Origin of the sequence: Gluconobacter sp. Dm-44 (assembly GCF_018256175.1) — a bacterium.
Taxonomy (GTDB): domain Bacteria; phylum Pseudomonadota; class Alphaproteobacteria; order Acetobacterales; family Acetobacteraceae; genus Gluconobacter; species Gluconobacter cadivus.
In genome coordinates this window covers 23,860-48,050 of the sequence record NZ_JAERLZ010000010.1, presented here as the reverse complement: position 1 = coordinate 48,050, position 24,191 = coordinate 23,860, and the positions used below count along the sequence as shown (strand labels likewise).

Sequence of the window (24,191 nt, the reverse complement as noted above, 5' to 3'; positions counted from 1 at the left end):
CACCATGATCTGTTGAGGCCCTCGCAAGCCTCCTGTCGATCCTTTCCTCCCTTCCAAAAATGCTTCTTGGAAGGGAGGAAGAAAGTAAGAAGTGACTGTTTTCAACAACTTACAAAATATGATTAAAAATTAGGCAATCTGAAGGCAGGTCTGGCAAACCGTGGCTTTCATGATTCTGTCACAGACCAGCCCACAGACTTTTCCACAGGTTCAGTGGATGACTGAAGAAGCCCGATGACCGACCTTCCTCCCCAGAACTCCGACCGGCCTGACGACCATGACGAACCCACTGTTTCTTCGGAAAAAAGACAAGGTGTGGAGGCGATCCGCGAGGCCCTAAAGACCATACCATACAGCCCTGGCGTGTATCGCATGCTGAGTGCGAAAGGGGAGGTGCTGTATGTCGGCAAGGCGCTGAGCCTGAAAAAACGCGTCTCATCCTACACCCGCATCAACCAGCTCCCGGAGCGGCTGAGGCGCATGGTGTCGATGACGGTTTCAATCGAAATCGTCATCACGAAAACAGAAGCAGATGCACTGCTTCTGGAAGCAAATTACATCAAGCGCATGAAGCCGCGCTTCAACATCCTGCTGCGTGACGACAAGAGCTATCCGTGGTTGATGCTGACTGAAAGCCACGAGTTTCCGCAAATCACCAAGCAGCGCGGCAAACCCGTAAAAGGCGCGACCTACTGGGGCCCGTTTGCCAATGCCTGGGCCGTCAACCAGACGCTCAATCTGGTGCAACGCAGCTTTCTGCTCCGTTCCTGTTCGGATGCCGTGCTGAACAGCAGAACGCGGCCCTGCCTGCTGTACCAGATCAAGCGTTGCTCAGCGCCCTGTGTGGATCGCATTTCCGGGCCTGACTACGCGAAGCTGGTTGACGAGGCCCGGCAGTTCCTTTCGGGACACAGCACGGACCTGCAACAGCGCCTGGCTGCCGAGATGGAGCAGGCCTCGCAGGACATGGATTACGAGCGGGCCGCGTCGATCCGGGACAGGATCCGAGGCTTCGCCAGCATTCAGGGCTCCAGCACTGTTAACCCGGCGTCGATCAATGACGCCGATATCATGACGATCTGGCAGGAAGCCGGTCAGAGCTGCATTCAGGTATTCTTCATCCGTGGCAGTCGCAATAACGGCAACCGGGCGTTCTATCCGGCTCATGCAGAGGAAGAGACCGCAGCGGATGTGCTGTCGGCATTCATGATCCAGTTCTACGACAACAAACCGCCCCCGCCCACAATTCTGGTGAACTGCGAGATTCCCGAATTGAATCTGGTCGAAGAAGCACTCAGCATCCGGCGCGGACAGAAGGTCGAAATCCTCAGGCCACAACGGGGGGAGAAAAAAGACGTCGTCGAACACGCGGCTCTGAACGCCCGGGAGGCGCTGGAACGCAAGCTGGCCGAGAATACCGGACAGCGCAAACTCCTCGAAGGGGTTGCGGAGGTCTTTGGTCTTCCGGAAACGCCACAGCGCATTGAGACTTACGACAATTCCCACATCATGGGGCAGGCGCCTTATGGTGTAATGGTCGTCGGCGGTCCTGAAGGTTTCAACAAACGCGCTTACCGCAAATACGGGATCAAGGGGCCGGTCGCACCGGGAGATGATTTCGGCATGATGCGTGAAGTCATGGAACGCCGGTTCGGGAAACGACCGGAAAACGGAGAGCGGCCGGAGGACTGGCCGGATCTGCTTCTCATCGACGGCGGCCTTGGACAGTTCAATGCCGTGCGGAAGGTATTGGCCGATATCGGCGTTACCGGAATTCCGATCGTGGCCATCGCCAAAGGGCCGGACCGGGATGCCGGACGGGAATGGTTCTTCACAGAGACAAAACCGCCCTTCCAGCTCCCTCCAAGAGACCCGGTTCTCTATTATCTGCAAAGACTGCGTGACGAGGCGCATAGATTCGCGATCACCACCCACCGGGCAGGACGCTCGAAAGGCTTACGCAGCTCCGAACTGGATAATGTGCCGGGAATCGGCGCCGCCCGAAAAAAAGCTCTTCTCAATCATTTTGGCTCGGCAAAATCAGTCAGACAGGCGAGTCTTGAGGAGCTGGAAAGCGCGCCCGGCATCAGTTCGAGCACGGCAACTGCCATATATGGGCATTTCCATCCTGAATGGGTCCAGAAAGCCTCAACCGATCATCGCAGCCCCTGAGACCCGTTCGACGATTTACACGAAAAATACATCTTTCGCGGACACATTGGCGCATACCGGTATGAGGGAAACTGTTCTAGACTGAACGTGATGCTGACAGATCTGCCAAACATTCTGACACTGCTGCGTATCGCGTCCATTCCCGTACTGGTCGTGCTGCTCTCCGTGCATTCACCGACCGCGAATGTGATCGCCTGCGTGTTCTATACGGCCGCATGCATCACGGACTATCTGGACGGAGCACTGGCCCGTCGCTGGCAGCAGCTGTCCGAGCTGGGCCGGATGATGGACCCAATCGCAGACAAGCTTCTGGTCGGATCACTTCTGCTGGCTCTAGCAGGGCTAACGCAACTGCCTGTCTACTCGCTCTATGCAGCGATCATCATCATGATCCGAGAAATTCTGGTCAGCGGCCTGCGGGAATATATGGCGTCCCAGCGGGAAACCCTTCCATCGACCCGGTTGGCGAAATGGAAGACCGGCATCCAGATGGTGGCAATCGGTTTTCTCATCGGTGGCGATGGGGCCGCAGGAATGCTGGGGCTTTCCTTTCTGCCGGCAACGCTGATTGGCGGAATCCTCCTTTGGTTCTCGGTCATTCCGACCGTCATCAGCGGATGGGGATATCTGACCGCAGGGTTAGCCCGCATCATGGCGGGACAATCCCGTAAATCATCCAAAATCGGCTTCTGAGGTCATAAGGCGAAAGAATTGTAGCGTTCTTCGACTGTCTTCATCTGGCGCTCCGTTACAAGGACCGCTAAAGGTCATGGATTGACCTCGTGGGAGTAAGAAATGCGGAAGACCGCTCTGCTGGCACTACCTCTCGCTCTGAGCGGCTGTTCAGGCATGGGCAAGTATATCCGCGACACGATGGTCTGGACGGCGCTCGATAATCCGAACGGCCCTCATGGTGACAGCGAGAATATTCATCGCGCCCGCGGTGAGAAATACTCCGAAACTCCAATTCTTCCTGAAAGCGGAAATATCTGGCCCGGGGCCCCGCAACCGCTCCCGACGCTCAAGGATGTCGAAAACCCTAACAGTACGTTCAGCCACGCTCTCGGCGATCCGGCGACGTACTTTGGCGGTGCTGCACTTGACGAAAACTTCATGGGCGGAATCGCTGGCAAGGGCGCCCTTGGCGCATCCGGCCCGCAACTCATGCAGGGCCAAAGCCTGTCAGTCGGAGAGGGTGCCGATACGCATCAGGGTGTGTCACACGACCGTAGCCATCTTATTCCGACGCTTCCTTCGTCAGTTCCCGATAGTGCGGCCCGCTTTCTGAACAAAAGCCCCAGCAAGGCCATCATCATTCCTAACGGAGATGGCACCAGCACAGTTATCGGCCCGGACGGTAGTGTGAAGGTCATTCATGGAGCGGCCTTACCCCCAACCAAATAAGGATTTGCTGATAGGCCGTAACCGCATCAGCATCCTATCACTCCAGACGCCCCTCTTTAATACTGACGAAAAAGGGCGATCAGCCGTCCCTGAATGTTCACACGTTCTGCTGGGAAGATGCGCGTTTCGTAATCCCGGTTCGCAGCTTCCAGTGCGATCATTGATCCACGACGGCGCAGCTTCTTGAGCGTCACTTCCTGTCCATCAATGAGAGCAACGATAATCTGTCCATTTTCGGCCGTCTCACGTCGCCGGATAATGGCGATGTCTCCATCCAGAATTCCAGCCTCGATCATCGAATCGCCAGCCACCGTGAGAGCGTAATGCTCTCCGGTGCCCAGAAGCGAAATGGGAACTTCGATCCTGTCGCTGTCGTCCTGCATGGCTTCAATCGGCAGACCCGCTGCGATACGACCATAAAGAGGAATGCTGACGGTTTGACGATCATTGGCGACACTGGCTTCGGAGAAGGCTCCATCAAGGCCCGTCTCGCCCTGGCTCAGAACAGCCGGGACAAAACCGGTTTCCGGAGCCAGAGCGGCAACAGGAGCTTCCGTACCCATATGGGGCAGACGCAGCACTTCGAGCGCCCGTGCACGGTGATGGTGCCGACGCAGAAAGCCACGTTCTTCCAAAGCGGAAATCAGGCGATGAATGCCCGATTTGGAACGCAGTTCGAGGGCATCTTTCATCTCATCGAAAGAGGGCGAATATCCCGTGCGGCGGAGATGGTCGTCGATATACAGCAAAAGCTGGTGCTGCTTACGGGTCAGCATACAGGCGCTCCCATGCGCCTCGGCGGAGGCAGGTCAGAACAGGACACAGAATGACGGGCATCCTGCATTTGTTCCTTATAGGTTCCCACCTGTTGCCCTTCAAGCAAAGAGACGCACCGACAGAGTTATCCAGCAAGAATTTTTAAGCTTCAAACTCCTTGAAACCACAGGAAAACCGCTAAATCGTGCGCAAAGGTCTTGACCTACGGGCCACAAATCAGCATGGTGCGCCAAATCTAGAGATCAACATGCTGCATCGACACCTTCGAGCGGCATAAGTTATGGCGAAAGCCCGAGGGTATCATGGGAAAGAGCAACGTTATTCAGATCCGGCTCGTTTCGTCAGCTGAAACCGGCTACTTCTACGTCACGAAGAAGAATGCCCGTTCCGCTACGGGAAAGATGGAAGTACGCAAGTACGATCCGGTCGCACGCAAGCACGTCGTGTTTCGCGAAGCCAAGATCAAGTAAGGCTGCTCCAGCAGTCTTTATAAAAAAAGCGGCCTTCGGGCCGCTTTTTTATGCTCTGAGAGCTGTTCGTTTTAACTGCCGTTCAGAACAGCTTGTCATGCGGTCCGTAAGGAACAACCAGATCGCCGCTGCGCGTCAGGTTCATCGTGGCACGGGCACGCTCATCCAGCATATCAGCGTCCAGCGCTTTCTCCTTGAGGGCAACGACACGGCGACGCCAGACATTCTGCTCGTCATCAGCGTCCTGCCGGGCCTGAAGCGCATCCTTTTGAAGCTGGGTCTGCTCCTGATAGGCATGAATCCCGTGCGCTCCATGCAGCGCGTTCCAGCCGAAATAGGCGGTAAGCGACAGGAAAAAAGCCGGAGGAGCTACGGCGCGGACACCACGCTTGATAAGTCGGATCAGTGTCACGTCGTGAAAACTCCGTTCTGAGAGACTGTATCAGTCTATATCAGTCATTTGTGACCAGACAATGAATGATACGGATATCAATCATATTCAGGCACAAAAAAGGCCTCATTCCGGGGAGGAATGAGGCCTGGCTCAGTCTCAGGAGTTTCTGAGAATGTTGCGACCGGCATAACGGGCCGCACTGCCGAGCTGCTGCTCAATGCGAATAAGCTGGTTGTACTTGGCCGTACGGTCAGAGCGGGAGAGGGAACCCGTCTTGATCTGGCCGCAGTTCGTGGCGACCGCGAGATCAGCAATGACGGAGTCTTCCGTCTCGCCCGAACGGTGGCTCATGACGCAGGCGTAACCGGCCTTGTGAGCGGTTTCGACGGCTTCCAGCGTCTCGGTCAGCGTGCCGATCTGGTTGACCTTTACCAGCAGTGCGTTACCGGTTCCGGCCTTGATGCCGCGACGCAGACGCTCGGGATTGGTGACGAACAGATCGTCTCCGACCAGCTGGAGCTTCTTGCCCAGGCGAGTCGTCAGTTCGGTCCAGCCTTCCCAGTCATCTTCCGCCAGACCGTCTTCGATGGAGACGATCGGATAGCGGTTGGCCAGATCTTCAAGGTAGGAAATCATGCCCGACGCATCAAATTCCTTGCCTTCACCCTTCAGATTGTAGCGTCCGTCAGCATAGAATTCGGTGGCGGCGCAGTCGAGCGCGAAGGTTACGTCTTCACCAAGTCTGTAGCCAGCGGCTTCAACAGATTTTGCAATGAAACCAAGAGCTTCGTCAGCAGACTTCAGGTTCGGCGCAAAGCCGCCCTCATCGCCGACATTAGTGTTATAACCAGCTTCGGACAGACCTTTCTTCAAGCGTGCGAAAATTTCGGAGCCCATACGGATGGCATCCGCAATCGTCGGCGCGCCGACCGGCTGGATCATGAATTCCTGAATGTCGATCGGATTATCGGCATGCTCGCCACCATTGACGATGTTCATCATCGGCACGGGAAGAAGGTGGGAATAGGCGCCACCGACATAGCGGTACAGCGGCAGTTCCAGTTCCTCGGCGGTCGCCTTGGCAACGGCAAGCGAGACGCCGAGAATGGCGTTGGCACCCAGACGGGATTTGTTGGACGTTCCGTCCAGATCGATCATCGCATTGTCGATAGCGATCTGATCTTCGGATTCGGCCCCCTGAAGCACTTCAAGGATGTCGTTCTCGACGTGACTACAGGCCTTCAGGACGCCTTTGCCGCCATAGCGGGACTTGTCACCATCGCGCAGTTCCACGGCTTCATGCGCGCCTGTGGAAGCGCCGGACGGGACGGCTGCACGGCCGCGGGCACCGGAGGACAGCTCGACTTCGACCTCGACAGTGGGATTGCCGCGGCTGTCCAGGATTTCGCGGGCGATGATATCAACGATGGCGCTCAATGGAAGCTCTCCTGGGATGCGTGAACCGGGTTGGCTCGTGACCGTTCTGAATGGAACAGCTATTTCAAGTCTCAAAATCACGCCGTGAGGTCAACGACGACATGCGCCTTCCTTTTCCCATTTTCGTGCTTGGCATTGCCGGACTGATCCCTTTCATGACGCTTGGAGGGTGGATCTTCCTTGCTGGACTGTTTACGCCGCTGCCGCATCTGAAGATCATTCTGCTGGCGTATGGTGCCTGCATCCTGTCATTTCTGGGGGCCGTACACTGGGGGCTGGCCATGGAGCGACCGGACATCATTACGGTCGGTGGCACCTCACAGCAGGACCGGCAGCGCCTCGTGCTGGGTGTCTGCCCTGCGCTCTGGGCATGGCTTGCCCTCTGCATCGGCGTTCTCGGTCATGTCCGGGCCGGGTTCGGGCTGGAAATCATCGGTTTTGTCGGGACGTTTCTGGTGGAACGGGAAGCCTGGAGGAAAGGTGCGCTTCCCCCAGGCTATCTGCCACTGAGAGCCGGACTGACGGCTATTGCGGTACTGAGCCTGTTTCTGGCTGCTCTGGCTCCGTCGGGGAGTTAGGCCGGAAAGGATTTCGCCAGAGAATCAAAGGCTTGCAGACGCGTCAGGAGGCTGCGCATTTCATGAAGCGGCACCATGGTCGGGCCATCGCTTGGAGCATGGTCCGGGTCCTGATGTGTTTCTATGAAAACAGCCGCCACACCGATCGAGAGCGCCGCACGGGCGAGGGGTTCCACGAATTCACGCTGCCCCCCCGTTGATGCCCCAAGGCCACCCGGCTGCTGCACGGAATGCGTCGCATCGAACACGACGGGATAGCCCGTCTGCGCCATGATCGGCAGACCGCGCATATCGCTAACAAGCGTGTTGTAGCCAAAGCTCGTGCCACGATCGCAGAGCATGATGCGCTTATTGCCGGTCGAGGCAATCTTGGCCGCGACGTTCGCCATGTCCCACGGTGCGAGGAACTGGCCCTTCTTGATGTTGATGGCCCGCCCAGTTTCGCCCGCCGCCAGCAGCAGGTCCGTCTGACGGCACAGGAATGCCGGGATCTGTAAAACATCCACGGCCTGAGCGGCAGGTGCGCACTGCTCTGCAGTATGCACATCCGTCAGGACAGGAACACCGAATCGTTCACGGATGCTGGCAAGGATCTCCAGACCGGCATCCATGCCCACACCACGCGCAGCGTTGACCGAACTCCGATTGGCTTTGTCGAAGCTGCTTTTATAGATCAGCCCGATTCCGAGTTCGCGGCAGATGGCGGAGATGGCATCAGCCATCTCCGTTGCATGCTCGCGGGATTCGATCTGGCAGGGGCCAGCGATAAGCGTGAAGGGCTGATCCTGACCGACCGTAAGGTCTCCAATCCGGAAGCTCACTTGCTGTGAGCCTCCTTGATGGCGGCACCAATAAAGCCTGCAAACAACGGATGCGGATCGAAAGGCTTGGAGAGCAGTTCCGGATGGTACTGCACGGCCACGAACCATGCGTGATCCGGGTATTCGACCACTTCGGGCAGCACGCCGTCCGGGGAAAGGCCAGAGAACCGCAGACCTGTCTTTTCCAGACGATCCTTGTAATGCGCGTTGACTTCCCAGCGATGACGATGGCGTTCGCGAATTTCCGTACGGCCATAAATCTCGGCCACACGGGAACCCGGAACCAGCTTTGCCGGATAGGCGCCAAGACGCATCGTGCCGCCCAGATCGCCGCCTTCACGACGGCGGAGCAGCTCGCCCCCACGCGCCCATTCCGTCATCAGACCGACCACCGGTTCGTCCGTCGGACCGAATTCAGTAGAGGACGCTTTGGGGAGACCCGCAAGTGAGCGGGCGCATTCGACCACAGCCATCTGCATGCCAAAGCAGATCCCGAGGAACGGAATGTTGTTCTCGCGGGCATAACGGACAGCCTGGATCTTGCCCTCGGCACCGCGTTCACCAAAGCCGCCGGGAACGAGGATCGCATCTGCGTCTTTCAGGCGCTCGGCGATATTGCCGTTCTTTTCGAACTCTTCCGATTCGATCCAGTCCAGATTGACCTTCACATGATTGGCGATGCCACCATGCAGCAAGGCTTCAGCGAGCGATTTATAGCTATCGAGCAGAGCTGTGTACTTACCGACAACAGCCACGCGGACTTCGGCTTCGGGTTCGCGAATCGCATGGACGATCTTTTCCCAACGCGAGAGGTCGGGCTTGCTGTCATAGGGCAGGCCGAAATAGCGCAGGACTTCCTGATCCATTCCTTCATTGTGGTAGGAAATGGGGCAAGCATAGATCGTGTCCACATCCAGCGCCGCAATGACGGCTTCCGGGCGGACGTTACAGAAATTGGCGATCTTGCGACGCTCGTTGTCCGGAATGGGACGGTCCGAGCGGCACAGGAGCATCTGCGGCTGGATACCGACATTCTGCAGTTCCTTGACGGAATGCTGCGTCGGCTTGGTCTTGAGTTCGCCCGCTGCCGGAATGTAGGGCAGAAGCGTCAGATGCACACACATGGTCTGGGCGTGGCCCAGATCATTGCGGAGCTGACGGATGGCTTCAAGGAAGGGCAGACTCTCGATATCGCCGACCGTGCCGCCGATCTCCACCAGCACGAAATCGTAATCGTCCGTGCCCGTGACCACCACGTCCTTGATCGCGTCCGTGATATGCGGAATGACCTGCACGGTCCCGCCCAGATAGTCGCCGCGACGTTCGCGCGCAATCACATCCGAATAGATCCGGCCCGTCGTGGTATTGTCAGCCCGAGAGGCATGAACGCCCGTAAAGCGTTCATAATGACCGAGATCGAGGTCGGTTTCCGCCCCGTCATCGGTAATGAACACCTCGCCGTGCTGGTACGGGCTCATGGTGCCCGGATCCACGTTGAGATAGGGGTCCAGTTTGCGCATGCGGACCTTGTATCCGCGCGCCTGGAGGAGAGCAGCGAGGGCCGCAGAAGCGATGCCCTTGCCGAGAGAAGATACCACACCGCCGGTGATGAATACGAAACGCGTCATGGGCGGTCTTCATACACTGCCGACATGGGGCAGGGGAAGCGAAGAGACGCGTCTGTGTGAAAGATCCCCGTTAAAAAATCTGAACGGGGATCTTCAGGCCCGATTAGTGAGCAGGCGTGGACGCCGGAGCGGCGGGAGCTGCCGGGGTTGTGGTCGCGGGTGTCGTCTGAGCAGCGGGTGGCTGGGCCAGAATGTCGCGGGAGCCAACGCCGGAGGAGGCACCACGGTTCATGACGGCCAGCACCAGGCACAACAGCATGAAAATTCCGGCGAGGACGGACGTGGCCCGCGTGAGCAGCGTTGCCGTTCCGCGGCCACTCATGAACGAGCCCATCCCCTGGCCACTGCCGATACCGAGGCCGCCGCCTTCGCTGCGCTGGATGAGGATCACCCCGATCAGCGCCAGTGTGACCAGCAGGTTGAGAGCAAGCAGAAGAGTGGTCATGAACGATAGGGTCCGGACAATGGTTGGGCAGACAGGCGGAGAGAGGCTGATTCGGCAATGCGCAGAAAGCTCTTCGCTTCCAGACTGGCACTGCCCACCAGCACCCCTCCGAGCGACCCGATGGAAAAAATGGTCGGCGCCTGAGCCGGTGTTACGGAGCCGCCATACAGGATCGGGACACGAATGTCATCCATCTTGAGACGCGACTGCAACAGTCCGTGAAGCAAAGAGAGGGTCCGTTCAAGCTCCTCAATCGGCGGAACGGAGCCACTGCCGATGGCCCAGACGGGTTCATAGGCCAGTACACCATTGAAATTGTCCGTCAGCGACCCTTCGACCTGCGTTGCCAGAACGGTGGTCGTCCGCCCTTCGAGGCGCTCCTCCATCGTCTCGCCGATACAGACGATGGGAATAAGCCCGGCAGCCTCGGCCGCCTCGACCTTCCGGCGGATCAGCGCATCGGTTTCGCCATGGGCCTGACGACGCTCGGAATGACCGAGGATGACATACTGTACCCCCAGATCGGACAGCATATCCGCCGAGATATCGCCGGTATGTGGACCGGACGAAGTCGTATGGCAGTCCTGCGCGCCAAGGTGCAGTAGCGTATTTGGGCCTGCGGCATTGATGATGCCGTGAACGCTCGCAAGCTGGGTGAAGGGCGGGCAAAGGACGAGCCGCACATCATCAGGAAGGGCCTCTGCGCCCTCGGCGACGGCACGGGCCAGACGGGTGGACTGCTCACGCAGCCCGTGCATCTTCCAGTTACCAACGACAAGTCTTGGGGATGGGATCACTCTTCCTCCTTCGTGGCGATAGTAGCGGGATAACCGCTCAATCGGGGCTTAAGGACCGGACGGGGGCTAAAAGGATGCTTTCCGTTCCGGTCTGCTTCTGGTCAAGCCGTTCTCACGACATTATGGTGCGGCAAGTTTAGCGGTCCTACCGTGTCCGCACCATCCCGTTATCCGGATCTGCCCTGACCCCATGATTATCTCGCTCCGCCACCTGTTTGTTGACTCCTGGATTGGCCGTGCCGCCGCTCTTCTGATCTTTCTGGCCTTTATCGGCTGGGGCGTGGGAGATGTTTACTCCAATCTGGGCGCGACAGGGTCCAACGAAATCGTGCGCATCTATGATCGCAGCATCACTCCGGACGATTTCAGCCGAGCACTTTCAGCCCAGCTTCCCGCCGTCGCCAAGCAGATCGGACTTGCCGATCCCTCCAAGCTACCCAAGAGCGAAGTGGAGCAGATCGCCCGACAGACGCTTCAAAATCTCGTGATGCAGAACGAGATCCAGCTTGCGGCCGAGCGCGCAGGCATGATGGTGCCCGACGATCTGGTTCGGCAGGATATTTTCGCGATCCCCGCTTTCCATGACGCGGCCGGAAAGTTTGACCGAAGCATCTTTAACGACCGTCTGACCCGGATGGGTCTGACTGAAGGCAAACTGATTCAGGTCGTTCGCGAGGATATTGCGTCCCGTGGTCTGTTGCAGGGGATCGGTCAGGCCGTAGTCGCGCCCCCGTCATTGACGGGGCGCATGCTGTCTTTCGATGCGAACCAGCGCCTTTTCGATATGGTGGAAATTCCGTTTGCGAGCGGCACTGTGACTGCGCCTCCCACAGACGAACAGCTTCACCGCTTTTATGACAACCACCCACAGATGTTCCGCACGACAGAATATCGTCATGCCAAGATGGTCGTCATGACGGCGGACAGCGTTGCCAAGACAATCGAGGTTCCGGACGATGTTCTTCATCGTCTCTACGATTTTCAGGCGCGCACCTATGACATGCCCGAGACCCGGACGCTTCAGGTCCTGACCTTCACGGATCAGGCGAAAGCCGCTGCGGCAGCGACTGCATGGAAAGGCGGACTTTCTTGGGACGATATCCAGAAGAAGTTCCCCGAAGCCGCTGCCGTTGCCCTGCCATCGGTTCGGCAGAGCGATATTCCCAACCCCGAACTCGCCAAGGCCGCTTTCGCTGCACAGCCTGACCGCATTTCCGGCCCGGAAAAGACCGGAATGGGATGGGTCGTTTTCAACATCACGGCAGTCGTGGCGCCTCACAAAACGACATTCGAACAGGCAAAAGGCGATCTGAAAAAGCAGGTCCAGACGCAGGAATCTGCCGAGGCTCTTCAGGCACGCCAGAAGCAGTTTCAGGACGCGGTTGCCGGTTCTTCGACGCTGGAACAGATCCCGGGCGATCTCGGCGCTGTTCCGGCTGCGGGAACGCTGGACTCCAATGGCATGACGCAGGACGGTCTGCCCGCGCCCATTCCGGGCGATGAGGCTCTGCGTCAGGCCATCGTTCATCAGGTCTTCACGCAGTCCAAAGGTGCCCAGCCGACAGTGGTCAACGGCCCGAATGGCACCTTCTTTTCGGTACTGGTGGACGAGGTCCGCCCCGGAACCCTCAAGCCTTTCGACAGCGTACGCGATCAGGTCGTTCAGGCGTGGACGGCCGAACAGAAGCGCCGCGCCGCCAATCTGCGCGCAACAGCCCTGTTCGGTACCGCAAAGTCTGGCACGCTTCGCAAGGCCATGGAGGGACAGCCGGAAGCTTCGGCCCTGCGTCAGGACGTGAGCGTCTCGCGCGTTCATCCCGATCAAAGCCTGCCCCAGAACATCCTGCGCGGGATCTTTGATCTCAAGCCGGGTACGACCGGGATGTTTGAAACGCCGGATGCATTCTGGCTCGTTAACGTGACGGCCGATCGCCCTGCCTCGGCAGAAGACCTGAAATCCCTCGGCACCCGTCTTGTGGACGATTATCGTCAGTCCATGCAGTCCGATATTCCGATGGTCCTGAGTGCTGCGATGGAAAAGGCTTTTCCGCCCTCGCATATCAATATGGCGCTCTACAATCAGGTCGTAGCAGCCGCGGCTCCGGCCAGCGCACCCGCAGCAGAAAACGGGGCACACTGATGGGCATCGTCTACAGCATTGAGGCCGCCGATCTCCTGACGCCTGTTTCGGCATTTCTCAGACTGTCGAACCTGTCGGATGATCCGTATCGGCTTCTGTTTGAAAGCGTCGAGGGTGGTGCTGCACGCGGGCGTTATTCCGTCATAGCTCTACTGCCGGATCTGGTCTGGAAGTCCCGGGACGGGAAGGTCACGCTCGACGGCAAACCCATCGACGGAATACCGCTCGAGACGCTCAAGACCATCGTGGACGAAAGCCAGATGGATCTTCCGAGCGGAATGCCTCCCATGATCGGGGGCGTGTTCGGCGTGTTGGGCTACGACATGGTGCGGCAGATGGAGCGTCTGCCGAATGCGCCGGTCAACGATCTGGAACTGCCGGAAGGAATCATGATCCGTCCGCGCCTGTTTGCAGTCTTTGATTCCGTACGGGACGAACTGACGCTGGCCGTTCCGGTCCGTGGAGACACGACGGACGCGGAAGCTCACGCGCTTCTGGACAGGGCGCGCGCCGCTCTGGCCGCGCCACTTGGAGACGCACGCGAGACCCTGCCTACCGATACGGAACTGGAAGCTCCGGTCTCCAACATGACGCAGCAGCAGTTCGAAGACCATGTCCGCAAGGCGCAGGACTATATTGCGGCGGGCGATGCCTTCCAGATCGTGCCGAGCCAGCGCTTCACGACACCATTCCCACTTTCACCGCTTTCGCTCTATCGCAGCCTGCGCCGGGTCAATCCGGCGCCGTTCCTGTTCGTGATGGAGCTTGAGGATTACGCCCTCGTGGGTTCCTCGCCGGAAATTCTGGTTCGACTGCGGGATGGCGAAGTCACGGTGCGGCCGCTGGCGGGCACCCGTCCGCGCGGTGCAGACCGCGATGAAGATCTGGCTCTGGAAACAGAGCTTCTGGCAGACCGCAAGGAACTAGCCGAGCATCTGATGCTGATCGATCTGGGACGCAATGACGTAGGCCGCGTCTCGAAGCTTGGGACCGTCGCAGTGCCGGAGCAGTTCGTCGTCGAGCGCTACAGCCATGTGATGCATATTTCCTCGACCGTCACGGGCCAGATCAAGGATGGCAGTACGGCGATGGATGCGCTTGTCGCCGCGTTCCCCGCAGGAACCCTGACAGGCGCCCCCAAGATCCGCGCCATGGAGATCATCGACGAACTGGAGCCGACACGACGCGGGCCATATTCCGGCTGCGTCGGATATTTCGGCGCGGACGGCGAGATGGACACCTGCATCGGACTGCGCATGGCCGTTCTCAAGGACGGCAACATGTATGTGCAGGCCGGATGCGGCGTCGTTGCGGACAGTGATCCGAATGCTGAGTTCCGCGAAACTCAGGCCAAGGCCCGAGCCCTTTTCCGCGCCGCTGAAATCGCGGTTGCGACCGCGGCCAAAGCCTGACGGAGGGCCGAAACACGATGTGTTGTTTGACGAAAAGAGACGCGAAGGTCATTCTGTTGCCATGATCCTTCTCATCGACAATTACGACAGCTTCACGTTCAACATCGTCCATCATCTGGGCGCGCTTGGAGCAGCATGTGACGTGCGTCGCAACGATGCGCTGAGCGTTGAAGAGGCTCTGGCGCTCAATCCGGCTGCCATCGTAATCTCACCCGGTCCCGGTGCCCCTGCGGAAGCGGGGATCTGCTGCGATCTGATCCGCGCGGCTGCGGGACGTGTGCCGGTTTTTGGTGTGTGCCTCGGCCATCAGGCCATCGGGCAGGTCTTCGGTGCAGAAGTCGTGCGGGCGCCGGTGCCGATGCACGGCAAGATCAGCGCCGTTCACCATGATGGAACGGGGGTTTTTGCCGGATTACCCGATCCGGTCGATGTCGTGCGTTATCACAGCCTGACGCTTCGGCCCGACAGCATTCCCGAGACTCTGGTCGTCAATGCGCGGACGGAAGACGGGGTCATCATGGGCGTGCGCCATCGCGACTATCCCATACATGGCGTTCAGTTCCATCCTGAGAGCATCGCTTCCGTCGCCGGACGCGAACTGCTGGCCAATTTCCTGACGATTGCCGGGATTCCGGTCGTGACCTCGCAGGCCGCCTGACGGTGGGAATTGAGTTTACAACGCTTTTGCACAAAGCTGCTTCGGGACAGGTTCTCAGCAATCAGGAGGCAGAGACTGCTTTCCACGCCATCATGGCAGGAACGGTTGATCCGGTTCATCTTTCGGCTTTTCTGACGGCTCTGAAACTCCGTGGAGAGACTTTGGCCGAGCTGACGGGTGCCGTGAAAGCCGTCCGGCATCACATGACGCTCCTGCCGGATGTTCCGTCTGGAGCGATTGATGTTTGCGGAACGGGCGGGGATGGCCTGAAGACGCTGAACGTCTCGACGGCCGTAGCCTTCGTGCTCGCCGGTCTGGGCGTTCCCGTCGCCAAACATGGCAACCGCGCGCTCTCGTCAGCCACGGGCGCGACGGATGTTCTGGAAGTTCTGGGCATTCCGCCAACCGATGATCTGGCTCTGCAAGGTAGACGTTTGCGTGAGGACGGTCTTGTCTTTCTAGCGGCCCCCCAGCATCATCCTGCGATGCGTCATGCGGCACCGGTGCGTAAGGCGCTGGGTTTTCGGACATTGTTCAATCTGCTCGGGCCACTCTGCAATCCCGCTCAGGTGCGCCATCAGCTGATCGGCGTGTTTGATGGACGCTGGTGCGAGCCGGTGGCGAAAGCACTCGGTGCATTGGGGAGCCTGTCTGTCTGGGTTGTGCATGGCGAGACCCTGGAAGGTGGCAGTGACGAACTGACCCTCGCTGGCCCCTCTCAGGTCTCGGCCTGGGAGAAAGACGCTCTTTTTTCGTTTGAGATCGAACCGGATATGGCAGGCCTGAAGGCAGCTCCGATCTCCGCCATCCGGGGCGGTGATGCCCAGACCAACGCGACCGCACTGCTTTCCCTGCTGGAAGGCACTGTTGGTGCTTACCGTGATACGGTTCTTCTCAACGCCGCCGCGGCCCTGCATGTGGCAGGACGCGGCGATATCGTGAAGGGCGGGACGATTGACGTTCCGGCTTTCCGTCGCAATGTAGGTCTGGCGGCAGAGTCCATCGACCGTGGGCTCGCCCGCGCCGCGCTTGAGCGGGCGCGTCTGTCAGCTCATTCCCCGACTCATTCCATTGCTTCCACAGACGCAGGACGATCATGACATTCATGCACCATCGACCGGCGATGACATATTCGCCCGAGGGAACAGAACAGTTTCCGGACCCGGAAGTTCCGGAAACGACGACCCCTCCCATCAAAAATCCGGAAGCGGAAACCGCTGCCGACCGGAGTGATGTTCTGGCACGCATCTGCGCGCGTACGCGGGTGGATATCGAACAGCGCTCGCAGATCATGTCTCTCAAGGACATCACGGCGCGGGCGCGGGAAGTCACCACTCCCACACGGGGGTTCGGGCAAGCGCTTCAGCATCTGACGGCAGACCGTCAGGTCGGACTGATTGCCGAAATCAAGAAAGCATCTCCCTCCGCGGGAATCCTGCGCCCGGATTATGATCCGGTGAAGATCGCGCAGGACTATCAGGCCGCTGGCGCCACCTGCCTGTCCGTTCTGACGGAAGGCTCGTGCTTTCATGGCAGCACGGAAGATATCCGCGTTGTTCGCGAAGCCTGCAGTCTGCCGATTTTGCGCAAGGACTTTATCCTTGACCCTTGGCAGGTTCATGAAAGCCGTCTGATCGGGGCGGACTGCATTTTGCTGATCATGGCGGTGCTTACGGAAACGCAGGCCGCCGAACTGATCGCGATTGCACGTGGACTAGATATGGATGTCCTGCTGGAAGTCCATGATGAAGCCGAACTGAACCGGGCGCTGGCACTCGATACATTCCTGATCGGGATCAACAACCGTAACCTGCGCACTCTGAAAACCGATATCCAGACGACGATCGATCTGGCGCCGATGGTGCCGCCGGATCGTCTGGTCGTCTCTGAAAGTGGCATCCGGACGCAGGATGACATGATGAAGGTTGGCGCAGTTGGCGCGAGCGCCGTGCTGGTCGGTGAGAGCCTGCTGCGTGAGCCCGATCCGGGCGTGGCGGCACGTCGACTGCTCGGTTTTATTTAAACTCCGGCCGCCTTTCGGGGCGGTCAGGGCCGTTTTTTCACGGCATACCCCTCAGATCGGGGCGTTTCGCGCAAGCGGAACGTGGTCTGGCTTTTGGTGGCTTCTGCCGCTAAGAGCATGCGGGATTTTATGCATTTCCATCAGGAGACCGTCATGGACGAGACACCGTCCGCTTCAGGCCGGAGCAACGGTCCGGCCCTTTCGCCGGAGACCATGAAGCGCGCTTACAGGGACATGCTTCTTGTCCGGCGTTTCGAGGAAAAAGCCGGACAGCTTTACGGCATGGGTCTGATCGGCGGCTTCTGCCATCTTTATATCGGGCAGGAAGCCGTTGTGGTCGGGATCGGCCTCAACATGAAGCAGGGCGACAAGTCCATCACGTCCTATCGTGACCACGGACAGATGCTCGTGGCGGGTATGACGCCGCGCGGTGTGATGGCGGAACTGACGGGCCGGTCCGGCGGGTATTCCCGCGGCAAGGGTGGCTCCATGCATATGTTCTCCCGTGAAAAGGAGTTCTACGGTGGTCATGGTATCGTCGGTGCGCAGGTCGCACTGGGTACGGGTCTAGCTTTCGCGAACAAGTATCGCGGGACGGATGAAGTCTCGATCGTGTATTTCGGCGAAGGCGCATCGGCACAGGGGCAGGTCTATGAGAGCTTCAATCTCGCGGCACTGCATAAGCTGCCCTGCATCTATGTGATCGAGAACAACCGCTACGGCATGGGCACGTCCATTGAGCGCGCCTCGGCCTCGAAGGACCTGTCGCGCAATGGCGAGCCCTGGGGCATTGCCAGCCGCAAGGTCGACGGCATGGACATTTTCGCAGTTCATGAAGCCGCGCAGGAAGCTGTGGAATACTGTCGTGCGGGTAAGGGGCCGTTCCTACTGGAAATGGAAACCTATCGCTATCGTGGGCACTCCATGTCGGACCCGGCGAAGTATCGCCAGCGTTCGGAAGTCGAGGAGATGCGCCGGACGCGCGACCCGATCGAGACGCTGAAGGCCGAGATGCTGCGCAGCGGGATCGAAGAGAGTGTGTTCAAGGACATTGAGACGGACGTGAAAGCCATTGTCGCTGACGCGGCCGAATTTGCGCAGACGAGCCCCGAGCCGGATCATTCCGAACTCTGGACTGACATTCTGGTGGAGGCCTGATCCATGGCATCTCTAATTCTGATGCCGGCTCTCTCGCCGACCATGACCGAAGGGACGCTTGCGCGCTGGGTCAAGACGGCGGGTGAGGCCGTTTCCGCCGGAGACGTGATTGCCGAGATCGAGACCGACAAGGCGACCATGGAAGTGGAAGCCGTGGACGAAGGCGTGATCGGCAAGACGCTGGTTGCCGAAGGTACGCAGAACATTGCAGTCAACACGCCGATCGCCGTGCTTCTGGCAGAAGGCGAAGATGCTTCGGCTGCGGACACCGTGACCCGTTCTGCTGATCCGGCTGCTGGCGCTTCTATTGCGATTGAAACACCGGCTGATCCGGGGATCGTGGAAGCACCGGAAGTCGCACAAGCCGAGAATGACCGGGACTGGGGCGAGACCAGCGAAATCACCGTCCGTCAGGCCCTGCGTGATGCGATGGCAGCCGAACTTCGTCGTGATGAGGACGTGTTCCTGATCGGCGAGGAAGTGGCGCAATATCAGGGCGCCTACAAGGTCAGTCAGGGCTTGCTGGATGAGTTCGGCGAGAAGCGCGTCATCGATACGCCGATCACGGAACATGGTTTCACGGGTATGGCCGTGGGTGCGGCGCTGACGGGACTGAAGCCGATCGTCGAGTTCATGACCATGAACTTCTCGCTTCAAGCCGTTGATCATATTATTAATTCTGCTGCCAAGACGCTCTACATGTCCGGCGGTCAGATGGGCTGCCCCATCGTGTTCCGTGGCCCGAATGGTGCAGCGGCGCGCGTGGGGGCACAGCACTCGCAGTGTTTCGCAAGCTGGTTTGCCCATATTCCGGGCCTGAAAGTGGTCGCTCCCTGGTCGTCTGCGGATGCGAAAGGACTGCTGCGGGCGGCCATTCGCGATCCGAACCCGGTCATCGTTCTGGAAAACGAAATCCTCTACGGCCAGAAGTTTCCGTGCCCCGTGGATGAAGACTTCATCCTGCCGATCGGTCGCGCGAAGATCGAACGGGAAGGGACGGACGTAACGCTCGTGGCCTTCTCCATCATGGTCGGCGTGGCGCTGGAAGCCGCAGCCCTTCTGGCAGAAGAAGGCATTTCGGCCGAAGTCATCAACCTGCGCTCGATCCGTCCTCTGGATACCGAGACAATCGTACGCAGTGTGAAGAAGACGAACCGCATCGTCTCCGTCGAAGAAGGCTGGCCGGTCGCGGGCATCGGGGCGGAAATCTGCACCGTGGCCGTCGAGCAGGCTTTTGACTGGCTCGATGCTCCGCCAGCGCGTGTCTGCGGGCTTGACCTGCCGATGCCCTATGCGGCCAATCTCGAAAAACTGGCGCTTCCGAAACCTGAATGGGTTGTGGATGCGGTTCGCAAGCAGCTGCGGGACTGACAACGATGGCTACCGATATTCTGATGCCGGCGCTGTCGCCGACCATGACCGAGGGCAAACTGGCCCGCTGGCTCAAAGCCGAGGGCGATACCGTCGCTGCGGGTGACGTGATTGCTGAAATCGAGACCGACAAGGCGACCATGGAAGTGGAAGCCGTAGACGAGGGCATCCTTGGTCGCATTCTGATTCAGGAAGGCGTCGAGGGGATTCCCGTCAACACGCCGATTGCGATTCTTGTGGAAGACGGCGAGGCCGTGCCTGACGCCTCTTCCACGCAGACTGCAGCAACTCCGAAGGCTGAGACACCAAGCGCGGAAACAACGCCTGCGGCTCCAGCATCCAAAGCTCCGGCTGAGGACAAGGGAGAGCGGATTTTCGTTTCTCCGCTCGCCAAGCGTATGGCGCGTGAGCGGGGCATTGCCCTTGACGCCCTGACAGGAAGTGGTCCGAACGGACGCATTCTCAAGCGCGACGTTGAGAAAGGCCCTGCTGCACCCAAGACAGCTCCGAAAGCTGCTTCTACGCCCGTCATCACCGCATCGGAAGAGACGGTCCGTCGGGTGCCGAACTCGACGATGCGCAAGGTGATCGCGCGTCGTCTGACAGAATCCAAGACGCAGGTTCCGCATTTCTACGTCTCGGTCGATATCGAACTGGATGCGCTGTTGGCCCTGCGTTCGAAACTGAATGCGACAGCGCAGGAAAACAGCTTCAAGATCTCGGTCAATGACATGATGATCAAAGCCGTGGCGCTGGCACTGAAGAAAGTTCCGGGCGTGAACGTTCAGTTCACGGATGCCGAGACATTGCATTTCGAGAATGTTGATATCTCGATGGCCGTCTCAATTCCGGACGGGCTGATTACTCCGATCATCCGCAATGCCGATCGCAAATCCCTGCGCGACATCAGCGTCGAAGCCAAGGATCTAGCCAAGCGCGCGCGTGCCGGAAAGCTCAAACCCGAGGAATTCCAGGGCGGGACGTTCTCCGTTTCCAATATGGGGATGTTCGGCGTGCGTGACTTCGCTGCGATCATCAATCCGCCCCAGGCCGGTATTCTGGCGATTGCGTCAGGCGAAAAACGGGCTGTGGTCCGTGGTTCGGAGATTGCGATTGCAACCGTGATGACGGCGACGCTGTCGGTCGATCATCGGGCGGTTGATGGTGCCCTTGGGGCCGAGTGGCTGAATGCGCTGCGCGATATCGTGCAGAACCCTTATTTTCTGGTGGTCTGAACCATGTCCGAGACTTTCGATCTGATTGTTGTTGGTGGCGGCCCCGGCGGCTATGTGGCGGCGCTGCGGGCCAGCCAGCTCGGCATGAGCGTGGCGCTCGTGGAAAGCACGCATTTTGGTGGCGTCTGCCTGAACTGGGGCTGTATTCCGACCAAGGCGCTTCTGCGCTCTTCGGAAATCCATCATCTTCTGCATGAACTGGGTACGTTCGGCCTGTCCGCAGACAATATCTCGTTCGACCTGTCCAAGATCGTGGGCCGCTCACGCAGCATTGCGCGCCGGATGGGGGGAGGGATTGCCCATCTTCTGAAGAAAGCCAAGGTCACGACCTTTGACGGCCGCGCCAAACTGGCCGGTCGTTCGGGCGAGGCGCATCAAGTTGCTATCACGAAGGATGGCGCGGCGGTTGCGACCATCAAAGCCCCGCATGTCATTCTGGCAACGGGTGCGCGGGGGCGTCAGCTTCCGGGACTGGAAACGGATGGCACCCTGATCTGGGGGGCACGCGAGGCCATGACGCCGAAGGAGTTGCCGAAGCGTCTTCTAGTCATCGGATCGGGTGCGATCGGTATCGAATTTGCGTCGTTCTACCGGAACATGGGCAGTGAGGTCACGATCGCCGAAGTGGCGGATCGGATACTGATCGCCGAAGATCCAGAAATCAGCGCAGCAGCCCGCAAGGCTTTCGAAAAGCAGGGGATGACGATCATCACCAGCGCGAAGGTCGGGCCGCTAAATAAGGCTGAAAACGAGGTTTCCACGACGATCGAAAGTCCGACAGGCAAGATCGATCTGACGGTGGACCGCGTCATCTGTGCGGTTGGCATTGTGGGCAATGTCGAGGATCTGGGGCTTGAGGGCACCAAGGTTCAGGTGGACCGGACCCATATCGTCACGGACGGCTTCTGCCGGACAGGCGAGCCGGGTGTCTATGCGATCGGTGATGTGGCCGGAGCGCCGTGGCTGGCCCATAAGGCGAGCCACGAAGCCATCCTGTGCGTTGAAAAAATTGCCGGACGTTCGCCGCAGCCCTTGCATCCGCTGAACATTCCGGGCTGCACCTATTCGCGTCCACAGATCGCGTCTGTCGGGCTCAGTGAAGAGAAGGCCATTGCCGCAGGACACAAGGTCAAGGTTGGCCGTTTCCCGTTCATCGCCAACGGCAAGGCTGTGGCGATGGGTGAGACGGACGGCATGGTCAAGACCGTGTTCGACGCGACGAGTGGCGAACTTCTGGGTGCGCACATGATCGGCGCGGAAGTAACGGAAATGATTCAGGGTTATGTCATTGCCCGAACCGGGGAACTGACAGAGGCGGAACTGATCGAAACGGTCTTCCCGCATCCGACCATTTCCGAGACCATGCACGAGGCAACACTGGCGGCCTTCGACGGCCCGCTGCATATCTGAGCACCATGTCCCAGCGCATCACCATCGACCATCGCGCAGCACCCGCGCTCCGTCACCCGGAAAAGGCGCACCGACCTGACAATCCGATCCAGCGCAAGCCGTCCTGGATCCGGGTCAAGGCGCCGAACCATCCCGTGTATCACGAGACGCGGGCGCTGATGCGCGATGCAGGCCTCGTGACGGTGTGCGAAGAAGCAGCATGCCCCAATATCGGGGAATGCTGGTCGCAACGTCATGCCACGATGATGATCATGGGCGAGATCTGCACCCGGGCCTGTGCGTTCTGCAACGTCACGACCGGGATGCCAAAGCATCTTGATGCGGACGAACCCCGGCGTGTTGGCGAGGCTGTGGCGAAGCTTGGACTACGACATGTCGTCATCACGTCCGTGGATCGCGACGATCTGGCAGATGGTGGCGCGGAGCATTTCGCACAGGTCATCCGTTCGATCCGGCAGACCTCTCCAGAGACTACGATTGAAATCCTCACTCCTGATTTCCTTCGCAAAGATGGAGCGCTGGAGGTCGTCGTGGCTGCACGTCCCGACGTGTTCAATCACAATATCGAGACCGTACCCCGACTTTATCCCACCATCCGGCCGGGTGCGCGTTACTATCAGTCCGTTCGATTGCTGGACGGAGTAAAGAAACTCGATCCTTCCATTTTTACCAAGTCCGGCCTGATGCTTGGGCTGGGCGAGGAGCGTATGGAAGTGGCTCAGGTCATGGATGATTTCAGGATCGCGGACGTCGATTTCCTGACACTTGGGCAATATCTTCAGCCCTCCGCAAAACATGCGGCCGTTGAAAAGTTTATTACCCCCGACGAGTTTGACGGCTATGCTGCGGCTGCCCGTTCAAAAGGATTTCTTCAGGTCAGTGCCAGTCCGCTGACCCGGTCCTCCTATCATGCGGACAGCGACTTCGCGAAGCTTCAGGCTGCGCGGAAAAGCCGTCTGAAAGAAAGTCTCTGATGCCGACACATGCCGAGCAAAGGTTGATCGCCTACACTCCGGACCAGCTCTTTGATCTTGTGGCGGATGTCGAGAAATATCCGCAGTTTCTGCCTTGGTGCGTGAAGGCGAGCATCCGCACCCAGACGGAACAGGAGCTTGTGGCGGATCTGACGATCGGATTTGGCCCCTTCCGCGAGACCTTCACGAGCCGTGTGACGCTGGAGAGGCCGTCGCGCATCCGGGTGCGTTATGAAAAAGGGCCTTTCCGTTATCTGAACAATGTGTGGACGTTCAGCCCGGACCCTCGTGGCTGTCTGGTCGATTTCTTCGTGGATTTCGAGTTCAAGTCGCGCTTGTTGCAAAACGCGATGGGCGTGGTGTTCAATGAGGGTGTGCGCCTTATGGTGTCCGCCTTCATCAAGCGCGCACGGGATATTTACGGTGCGCAGGGGGCAAAGGCTGTTCCTCCGACACCCGGCCTTTCCCAAAGGACATAAAATTTCATAGTGTTGCCAGAACCATTTGCGGGTTGAGTCGTTACACAGTCAAGCACCGCGATGGTGACAGGAAAGGATTACGTTATGAAAAAGATTTCTTTTGGCGCATTCGCTCTGACTGCACTGGTCGCTGCGGCCTCTCCGGCCATGGCCGCGCATCATCACGGCAAGCATCATGACAAGGGCGAGCATGCTGCAAAAGCCAGCGGCTCACCCACGACAGAAGATCTGAACGCACGTTCGCTGCAGCAGGCCCAGACGCCGGTTTCTCCGACCGCTCCGACGGCAGCAATCCCGCCCGCTGCTCCGACCGCGATCCCGACCGCTCCCAGCCTTCAGGCAGCTCCGGCAGCCTCGACGATGCCAGCTCCGACGCAGGGCAACTAAGGCTGTAAACAGACCGGTGGT

The 24,191-nt window shown here is 59.0% G+C and carries 24 protein-coding genes; 17 read left to right on the top strand and 7 right to left on the bottom strand.

Annotation, left to right across the window (positions count from 1 at the left end; all coding sequences use genetic code 11):
* Positions 1-234 precede the first annotated feature (234 nt).
* The 3 genes from uvrC to JK213_RS11875 all read left to right on the top strand — a co-directional run bounded on the left by uvrC (position 235) and on the right by JK213_RS11875 (position 3,576).
* On the top strand, positions 235-2,172 hold the full coding sequence (gene uvrC, locus JK213_RS11885) for an excinuclease ABC subunit UvrC (protein ID WP_194263044.1): 1,938 nt from the start codon (positions 235-237) through the stop codon (positions 2,170-2,172).
* 90 nt (positions 2,173-2,262) lie between these two features.
* The gene (pgsA, locus tag JK213_RS11880) at positions 2,263-2,865 is read left to right on the top strand and encodes a CDP-diacylglycerol--glycerol-3-phosphate 3-phosphatidyltransferase (RefSeq protein WP_194263082.1); all 603 of its coding nucleotides are present in this window, start codon (positions 2,263-2,265) and stop codon (positions 2,863-2,865) included.
* 102 nt (positions 2,866-2,967) lie between these two features.
* Complete coding sequence (locus tag JK213_RS11875; RefSeq protein ID WP_194263043.1) at positions 2,968-3,576, top strand: hypothetical protein; 609 nt, start codon at positions 2,968-2,970, stop codon at positions 3,574-3,576.
* Between the two features lie 56 nt (positions 3,577-3,632).
* On the opposite strand, the gene lexA is transcribed toward JK213_RS11875, so the two are convergent.
* Positions 3,633-4,352, bottom strand: coding sequence for a transcriptional repressor LexA (lexA, locus tag JK213_RS11870; RefSeq protein WP_194263042.1), 720 nt, complete (start codon positions 4,350-4,352; stop codon positions 3,633-3,635).
* 303 nt (positions 4,353-4,655) lie between these two features.
* Between lexA and rpmG the strand changes: the two genes are divergently transcribed.
* On the top strand, positions 4,656-4,823 hold the full coding sequence (rpmG, locus tag JK213_RS11865) for a 50S ribosomal protein L33 (RefSeq protein ID WP_011253780.1): 168 nt from the start codon (positions 4,656-4,658) through the stop codon (positions 4,821-4,823).
* A gap of 82 nt (positions 4,824-4,905) precedes the next feature.
* Here rpmG and JK213_RS11860 read toward each other — a convergent pair whose 3' ends face one another.
* Entirely contained in the window at positions 4,906-5,235 is a 330-nt protein-coding gene (locus JK213_RS11860) for a septum formation initiator family protein (protein ID WP_099286734.1), read from the bottom strand.
* A 138-nt stretch (positions 5,236-5,373) separates the two neighbouring features.
* A complete protein-coding gene (gene eno / locus JK213_RS11855) occupies positions 5,374-6,654 on the bottom strand; it encodes a phosphopyruvate hydratase (RefSeq protein WP_194263041.1) in 1,281 nt (426 codons plus the stop codon).
* A 101-nt stretch (positions 6,655-6,755) separates the two neighbouring features.
* On the opposite strand from eno, the gene JK213_RS11850 reads away from it, so the two are divergent.
* On the top strand, positions 6,756-7,232 hold the full coding sequence (locus JK213_RS11850; RefSeq protein ID WP_228125595.1) for a DUF3429 domain-containing protein: 477 nt from the start codon (positions 6,756-6,758) through the stop codon (positions 7,230-7,232).
* Here JK213_RS11850 and kdsA read toward each other — a convergent pair.
* The 4 genes from kdsA to tpiA form a co-directional block, all read right to left on the bottom strand.
* Positions 7,229-8,053 (bottom strand): 3-deoxy-8-phosphooctulonate synthase, encoded by an 825-nt coding sequence (gene kdsA, locus JK213_RS11845; protein WP_194263039.1) that lies wholly within the window; start codon positions 8,051-8,053, stop codon positions 7,229-7,231. The genes JK213_RS11850 and kdsA overlap by 4 nt on opposite strands.
* A complete protein-coding gene (locus JK213_RS11840) occupies positions 8,050-9,681 on the bottom strand; it encodes a CTP synthase (protein ID WP_194263038.1) in 1,632 nt (543 codons plus the stop codon). The genes kdsA and JK213_RS11840 overlap by 4 nt, the downstream gene beginning before the upstream one ends.
* Before the next feature lie 103 nt (positions 9,682-9,784).
* Entirely contained in the window at positions 9,785-10,126 is a 342-nt protein-coding gene (gene secG, locus JK213_RS11835) for a preprotein translocase subunit SecG (RefSeq protein WP_194263037.1), read from the bottom strand.
* Positions 10,123-10,923, bottom strand: coding sequence for a triose-phosphate isomerase (gene tpiA, locus JK213_RS11830; RefSeq protein WP_194263036.1), 801 nt, complete (start codon positions 10,921-10,923; stop codon positions 10,123-10,125). The genes secG and tpiA overlap by 4 nt, the downstream gene beginning before the upstream one ends.
* Before the next feature lie 190 nt (positions 10,924-11,113).
* Here tpiA and JK213_RS11825 point away from each other — a divergent pair, with 190 nt between their 5' ends.
* The 12 genes from JK213_RS11825 (at position 11,114) to JK213_RS11770 (ending at position 24,170) form a co-directional block, all read left to right on the top strand.
* Positions 11,114-13,063, top strand: a complete 1,950-nt coding sequence (locus JK213_RS11825) for a peptidyl-prolyl cis-trans isomerase (RefSeq protein ID WP_194263035.1) — start codon at positions 11,114-11,116, stop codon at positions 13,061-13,063.
* Positions 13,063-14,475 carry an anthranilate synthase component I gene (gene trpE, locus JK213_RS11820; protein ID WP_194263034.1) on the top strand — a complete coding sequence of 471 codons (1,413 nt, stop codon included), beginning with the start codon at positions 13,063-13,065 and terminating at the stop codon, positions 14,473-14,475. Before JK213_RS11825 ends, trpE begins: the two co-directional genes overlap by 1 nt.
* A gap of 61 nt (positions 14,476-14,536) precedes the next feature.
* Positions 14,537-15,133, top strand: a complete 597-nt coding sequence (locus tag JK213_RS11815; protein WP_194263033.1) for an aminodeoxychorismate/anthranilate synthase component II — start codon at positions 14,537-14,539, stop codon at positions 15,131-15,133.
* Complete coding sequence (gene trpD, locus JK213_RS11810) at positions 15,130-16,233, top strand: anthranilate phosphoribosyltransferase (RefSeq protein ID WP_194263081.1); 1,104 nt, start codon at positions 15,130-15,132, stop codon at positions 16,231-16,233. The genes JK213_RS11815 and trpD overlap by 4 nt, the downstream gene beginning before the upstream one ends.
* Positions 16,230-17,156 (top strand): indole-3-glycerol phosphate synthase TrpC, encoded by a 927-nt coding sequence (gene trpC / locus JK213_RS11805; protein WP_099286724.1) that lies wholly within the window; start codon positions 16,230-16,232, stop codon positions 17,154-17,156. Before trpD ends, trpC begins: the two co-directional genes overlap by 4 nt.
* 153 nt (positions 17,157-17,309) lie before the next feature.
* Positions 17,310-18,314 carry a pyruvate dehydrogenase (acetyl-transferring) E1 component subunit alpha gene (pdhA, locus tag JK213_RS11800; RefSeq protein ID WP_099286723.1) on the top strand — a complete coding sequence of 335 codons (1,005 nt, stop codon included), beginning with the start codon at positions 17,310-17,312 and terminating at the stop codon, positions 18,312-18,314.
* A 3-nt stretch (positions 18,315-18,317) separates the two neighbouring features.
* Positions 18,318-19,685 (top strand): pyruvate dehydrogenase complex E1 component subunit beta, encoded by a 1,368-nt coding sequence (locus JK213_RS11795; RefSeq protein WP_194263032.1) that lies wholly within the window; start codon positions 18,318-18,320, stop codon positions 19,683-19,685.
* A gap of 5 nt (positions 19,686-19,690) precedes the next feature.
* Positions 19,691-20,920: a pyruvate dehydrogenase complex dihydrolipoamide acetyltransferase gene (locus tag JK213_RS11790; RefSeq protein WP_194263031.1), complete on the top strand. Its 1,230-nt coding sequence runs from the start codon at positions 19,691-19,693 to the stop codon at positions 20,918-20,920.
* A gap of 3 nt (positions 20,921-20,923) precedes the next feature.
* On the top strand, positions 20,924-22,330 hold the full coding sequence (gene lpdA / locus JK213_RS11785; protein ID WP_194263030.1) for a dihydrolipoyl dehydrogenase: 1,407 nt from the start codon (positions 20,924-20,926) through the stop codon (positions 22,328-22,330).
* 5 nt (positions 22,331-22,335) lie between these two features.
* Positions 22,336-23,304: a lipoyl synthase gene (lipA, locus tag JK213_RS11780; protein WP_194263029.1), complete on the top strand. Its 969-nt coding sequence runs from the start codon at positions 22,336-22,338 to the stop codon at positions 23,302-23,304.
* Positions 23,304-23,783, top strand: coding sequence for a type II toxin-antitoxin system RatA family toxin (locus JK213_RS11775; RefSeq protein ID WP_194263028.1), 480 nt, complete (start codon positions 23,304-23,306; stop codon positions 23,781-23,783). Before lipA ends, JK213_RS11775 begins: the two co-directional genes overlap by 1 nt.
* 84 nt (positions 23,784-23,867) lie before the next feature.
* Complete coding sequence (locus JK213_RS11770) at positions 23,868-24,170, top strand: hypothetical protein (RefSeq protein ID WP_194263027.1); 303 nt, start codon at positions 23,868-23,870, stop codon at positions 24,168-24,170.
* Positions 24,171-24,191 lie beyond the last annotated feature (21 nt).

Coding starts and splice junctions, on each gene's coding strand:
- uvrC (WP_194263044.1), top strand. CDS start 235: ATGACCGACCTTCCTCCCCAGAACTCCGACCGGCCTGACGACCATGAC.
- pgsA (WP_194263082.1), top strand. CDS start 2,263: ATGCTGACAGATCTGCCAAACATTCTGACACTGCTGCGTATCGCGTCC.
- rpmG (WP_011253780.1), top strand. CDS start 4,656: ATGGGAAAGAGCAACGTTATTCAGATCCGGCTCGTTTCGTCAGCTGAA.
- JK213_RS11770 (WP_194263027.1), top strand. CDS start 23,868: ATGAAAAAGATTTCTTTTGGCGCATTCGCTCTGACTGCACTGGTCGCT.
- lipA (WP_194263029.1), top strand. CDS start 22,336: ATGTCCCAGCGCATCACCATCGACCATCGCGCAGCACCCGCGCTCCGT.
- secG (WP_194263037.1), bottom strand. CDS start 10,126: ATGACCACTCTTCTGCTTGCTCTCAACCTGCTGGTCACACTGGCGCTG.
- JK213_RS11775 (WP_194263028.1), top strand. CDS start 23,304: ATGCCGACACATGCCGAGCAAAGGTTGATCGCCTACACTCCGGACCAG.
- JK213_RS11825 (WP_194263035.1), top strand. CDS start 11,114: ATGATTATCTCGCTCCGCCACCTGTTTGTTGACTCCTGGATTGGCCGT.
- JK213_RS11850 (WP_228125595.1), top strand. CDS start 6,756: ATGCGCCTTCCTTTTCCCATTTTCGTGCTTGGCATTGCCGGACTGATC.
- trpC (WP_099286724.1), top strand. CDS start 16,230: ATGACATTCATGCACCATCGACCGGCGATGACATATTCGCCCGAGGGA.
- JK213_RS11815 (WP_194263033.1), top strand. CDS start 14,537: ATGATCCTTCTCATCGACAATTACGACAGCTTCACGTTCAACATCGTC.
- lexA (WP_194263042.1), bottom strand. CDS start 4,352: ATGCTGACCCGTAAGCAGCACCAGCTTTTGCTGTATATCGACGACCAT.
- JK213_RS11790 (WP_194263031.1), top strand. CDS start 19,691: ATGGCTACCGATATTCTGATGCCGGCGCTGTCGCCGACCATGACCGAG.
- JK213_RS11840 (WP_194263038.1), bottom strand. CDS start 9,681: ATGACGCGTTTCGTATTCATCACCGGCGGTGTGGTATCTTCTCTCGGC.
- lpdA (WP_194263030.1), top strand. CDS start 20,924: ATGTCCGAGACTTTCGATCTGATTGTTGTTGGTGGCGGCCCCGGCGGC.
- JK213_RS11875 (WP_194263043.1), top strand. CDS start 2,968: ATGCGGAAGACCGCTCTGCTGGCACTACCTCTCGCTCTGAGCGGCTGT.
- trpE (WP_194263034.1), top strand. CDS start 13,063: ATGGGCATCGTCTACAGCATTGAGGCCGCCGATCTCCTGACGCCTGTT.
- pdhA (WP_099286723.1), top strand. CDS start 17,310: ATGGACGAGACACCGTCCGCTTCAGGCCGGAGCAACGGTCCGGCCCTT.
- JK213_RS11795 (WP_194263032.1), top strand. CDS start 18,318: ATGGCATCTCTAATTCTGATGCCGGCTCTCTCGCCGACCATGACCGAA.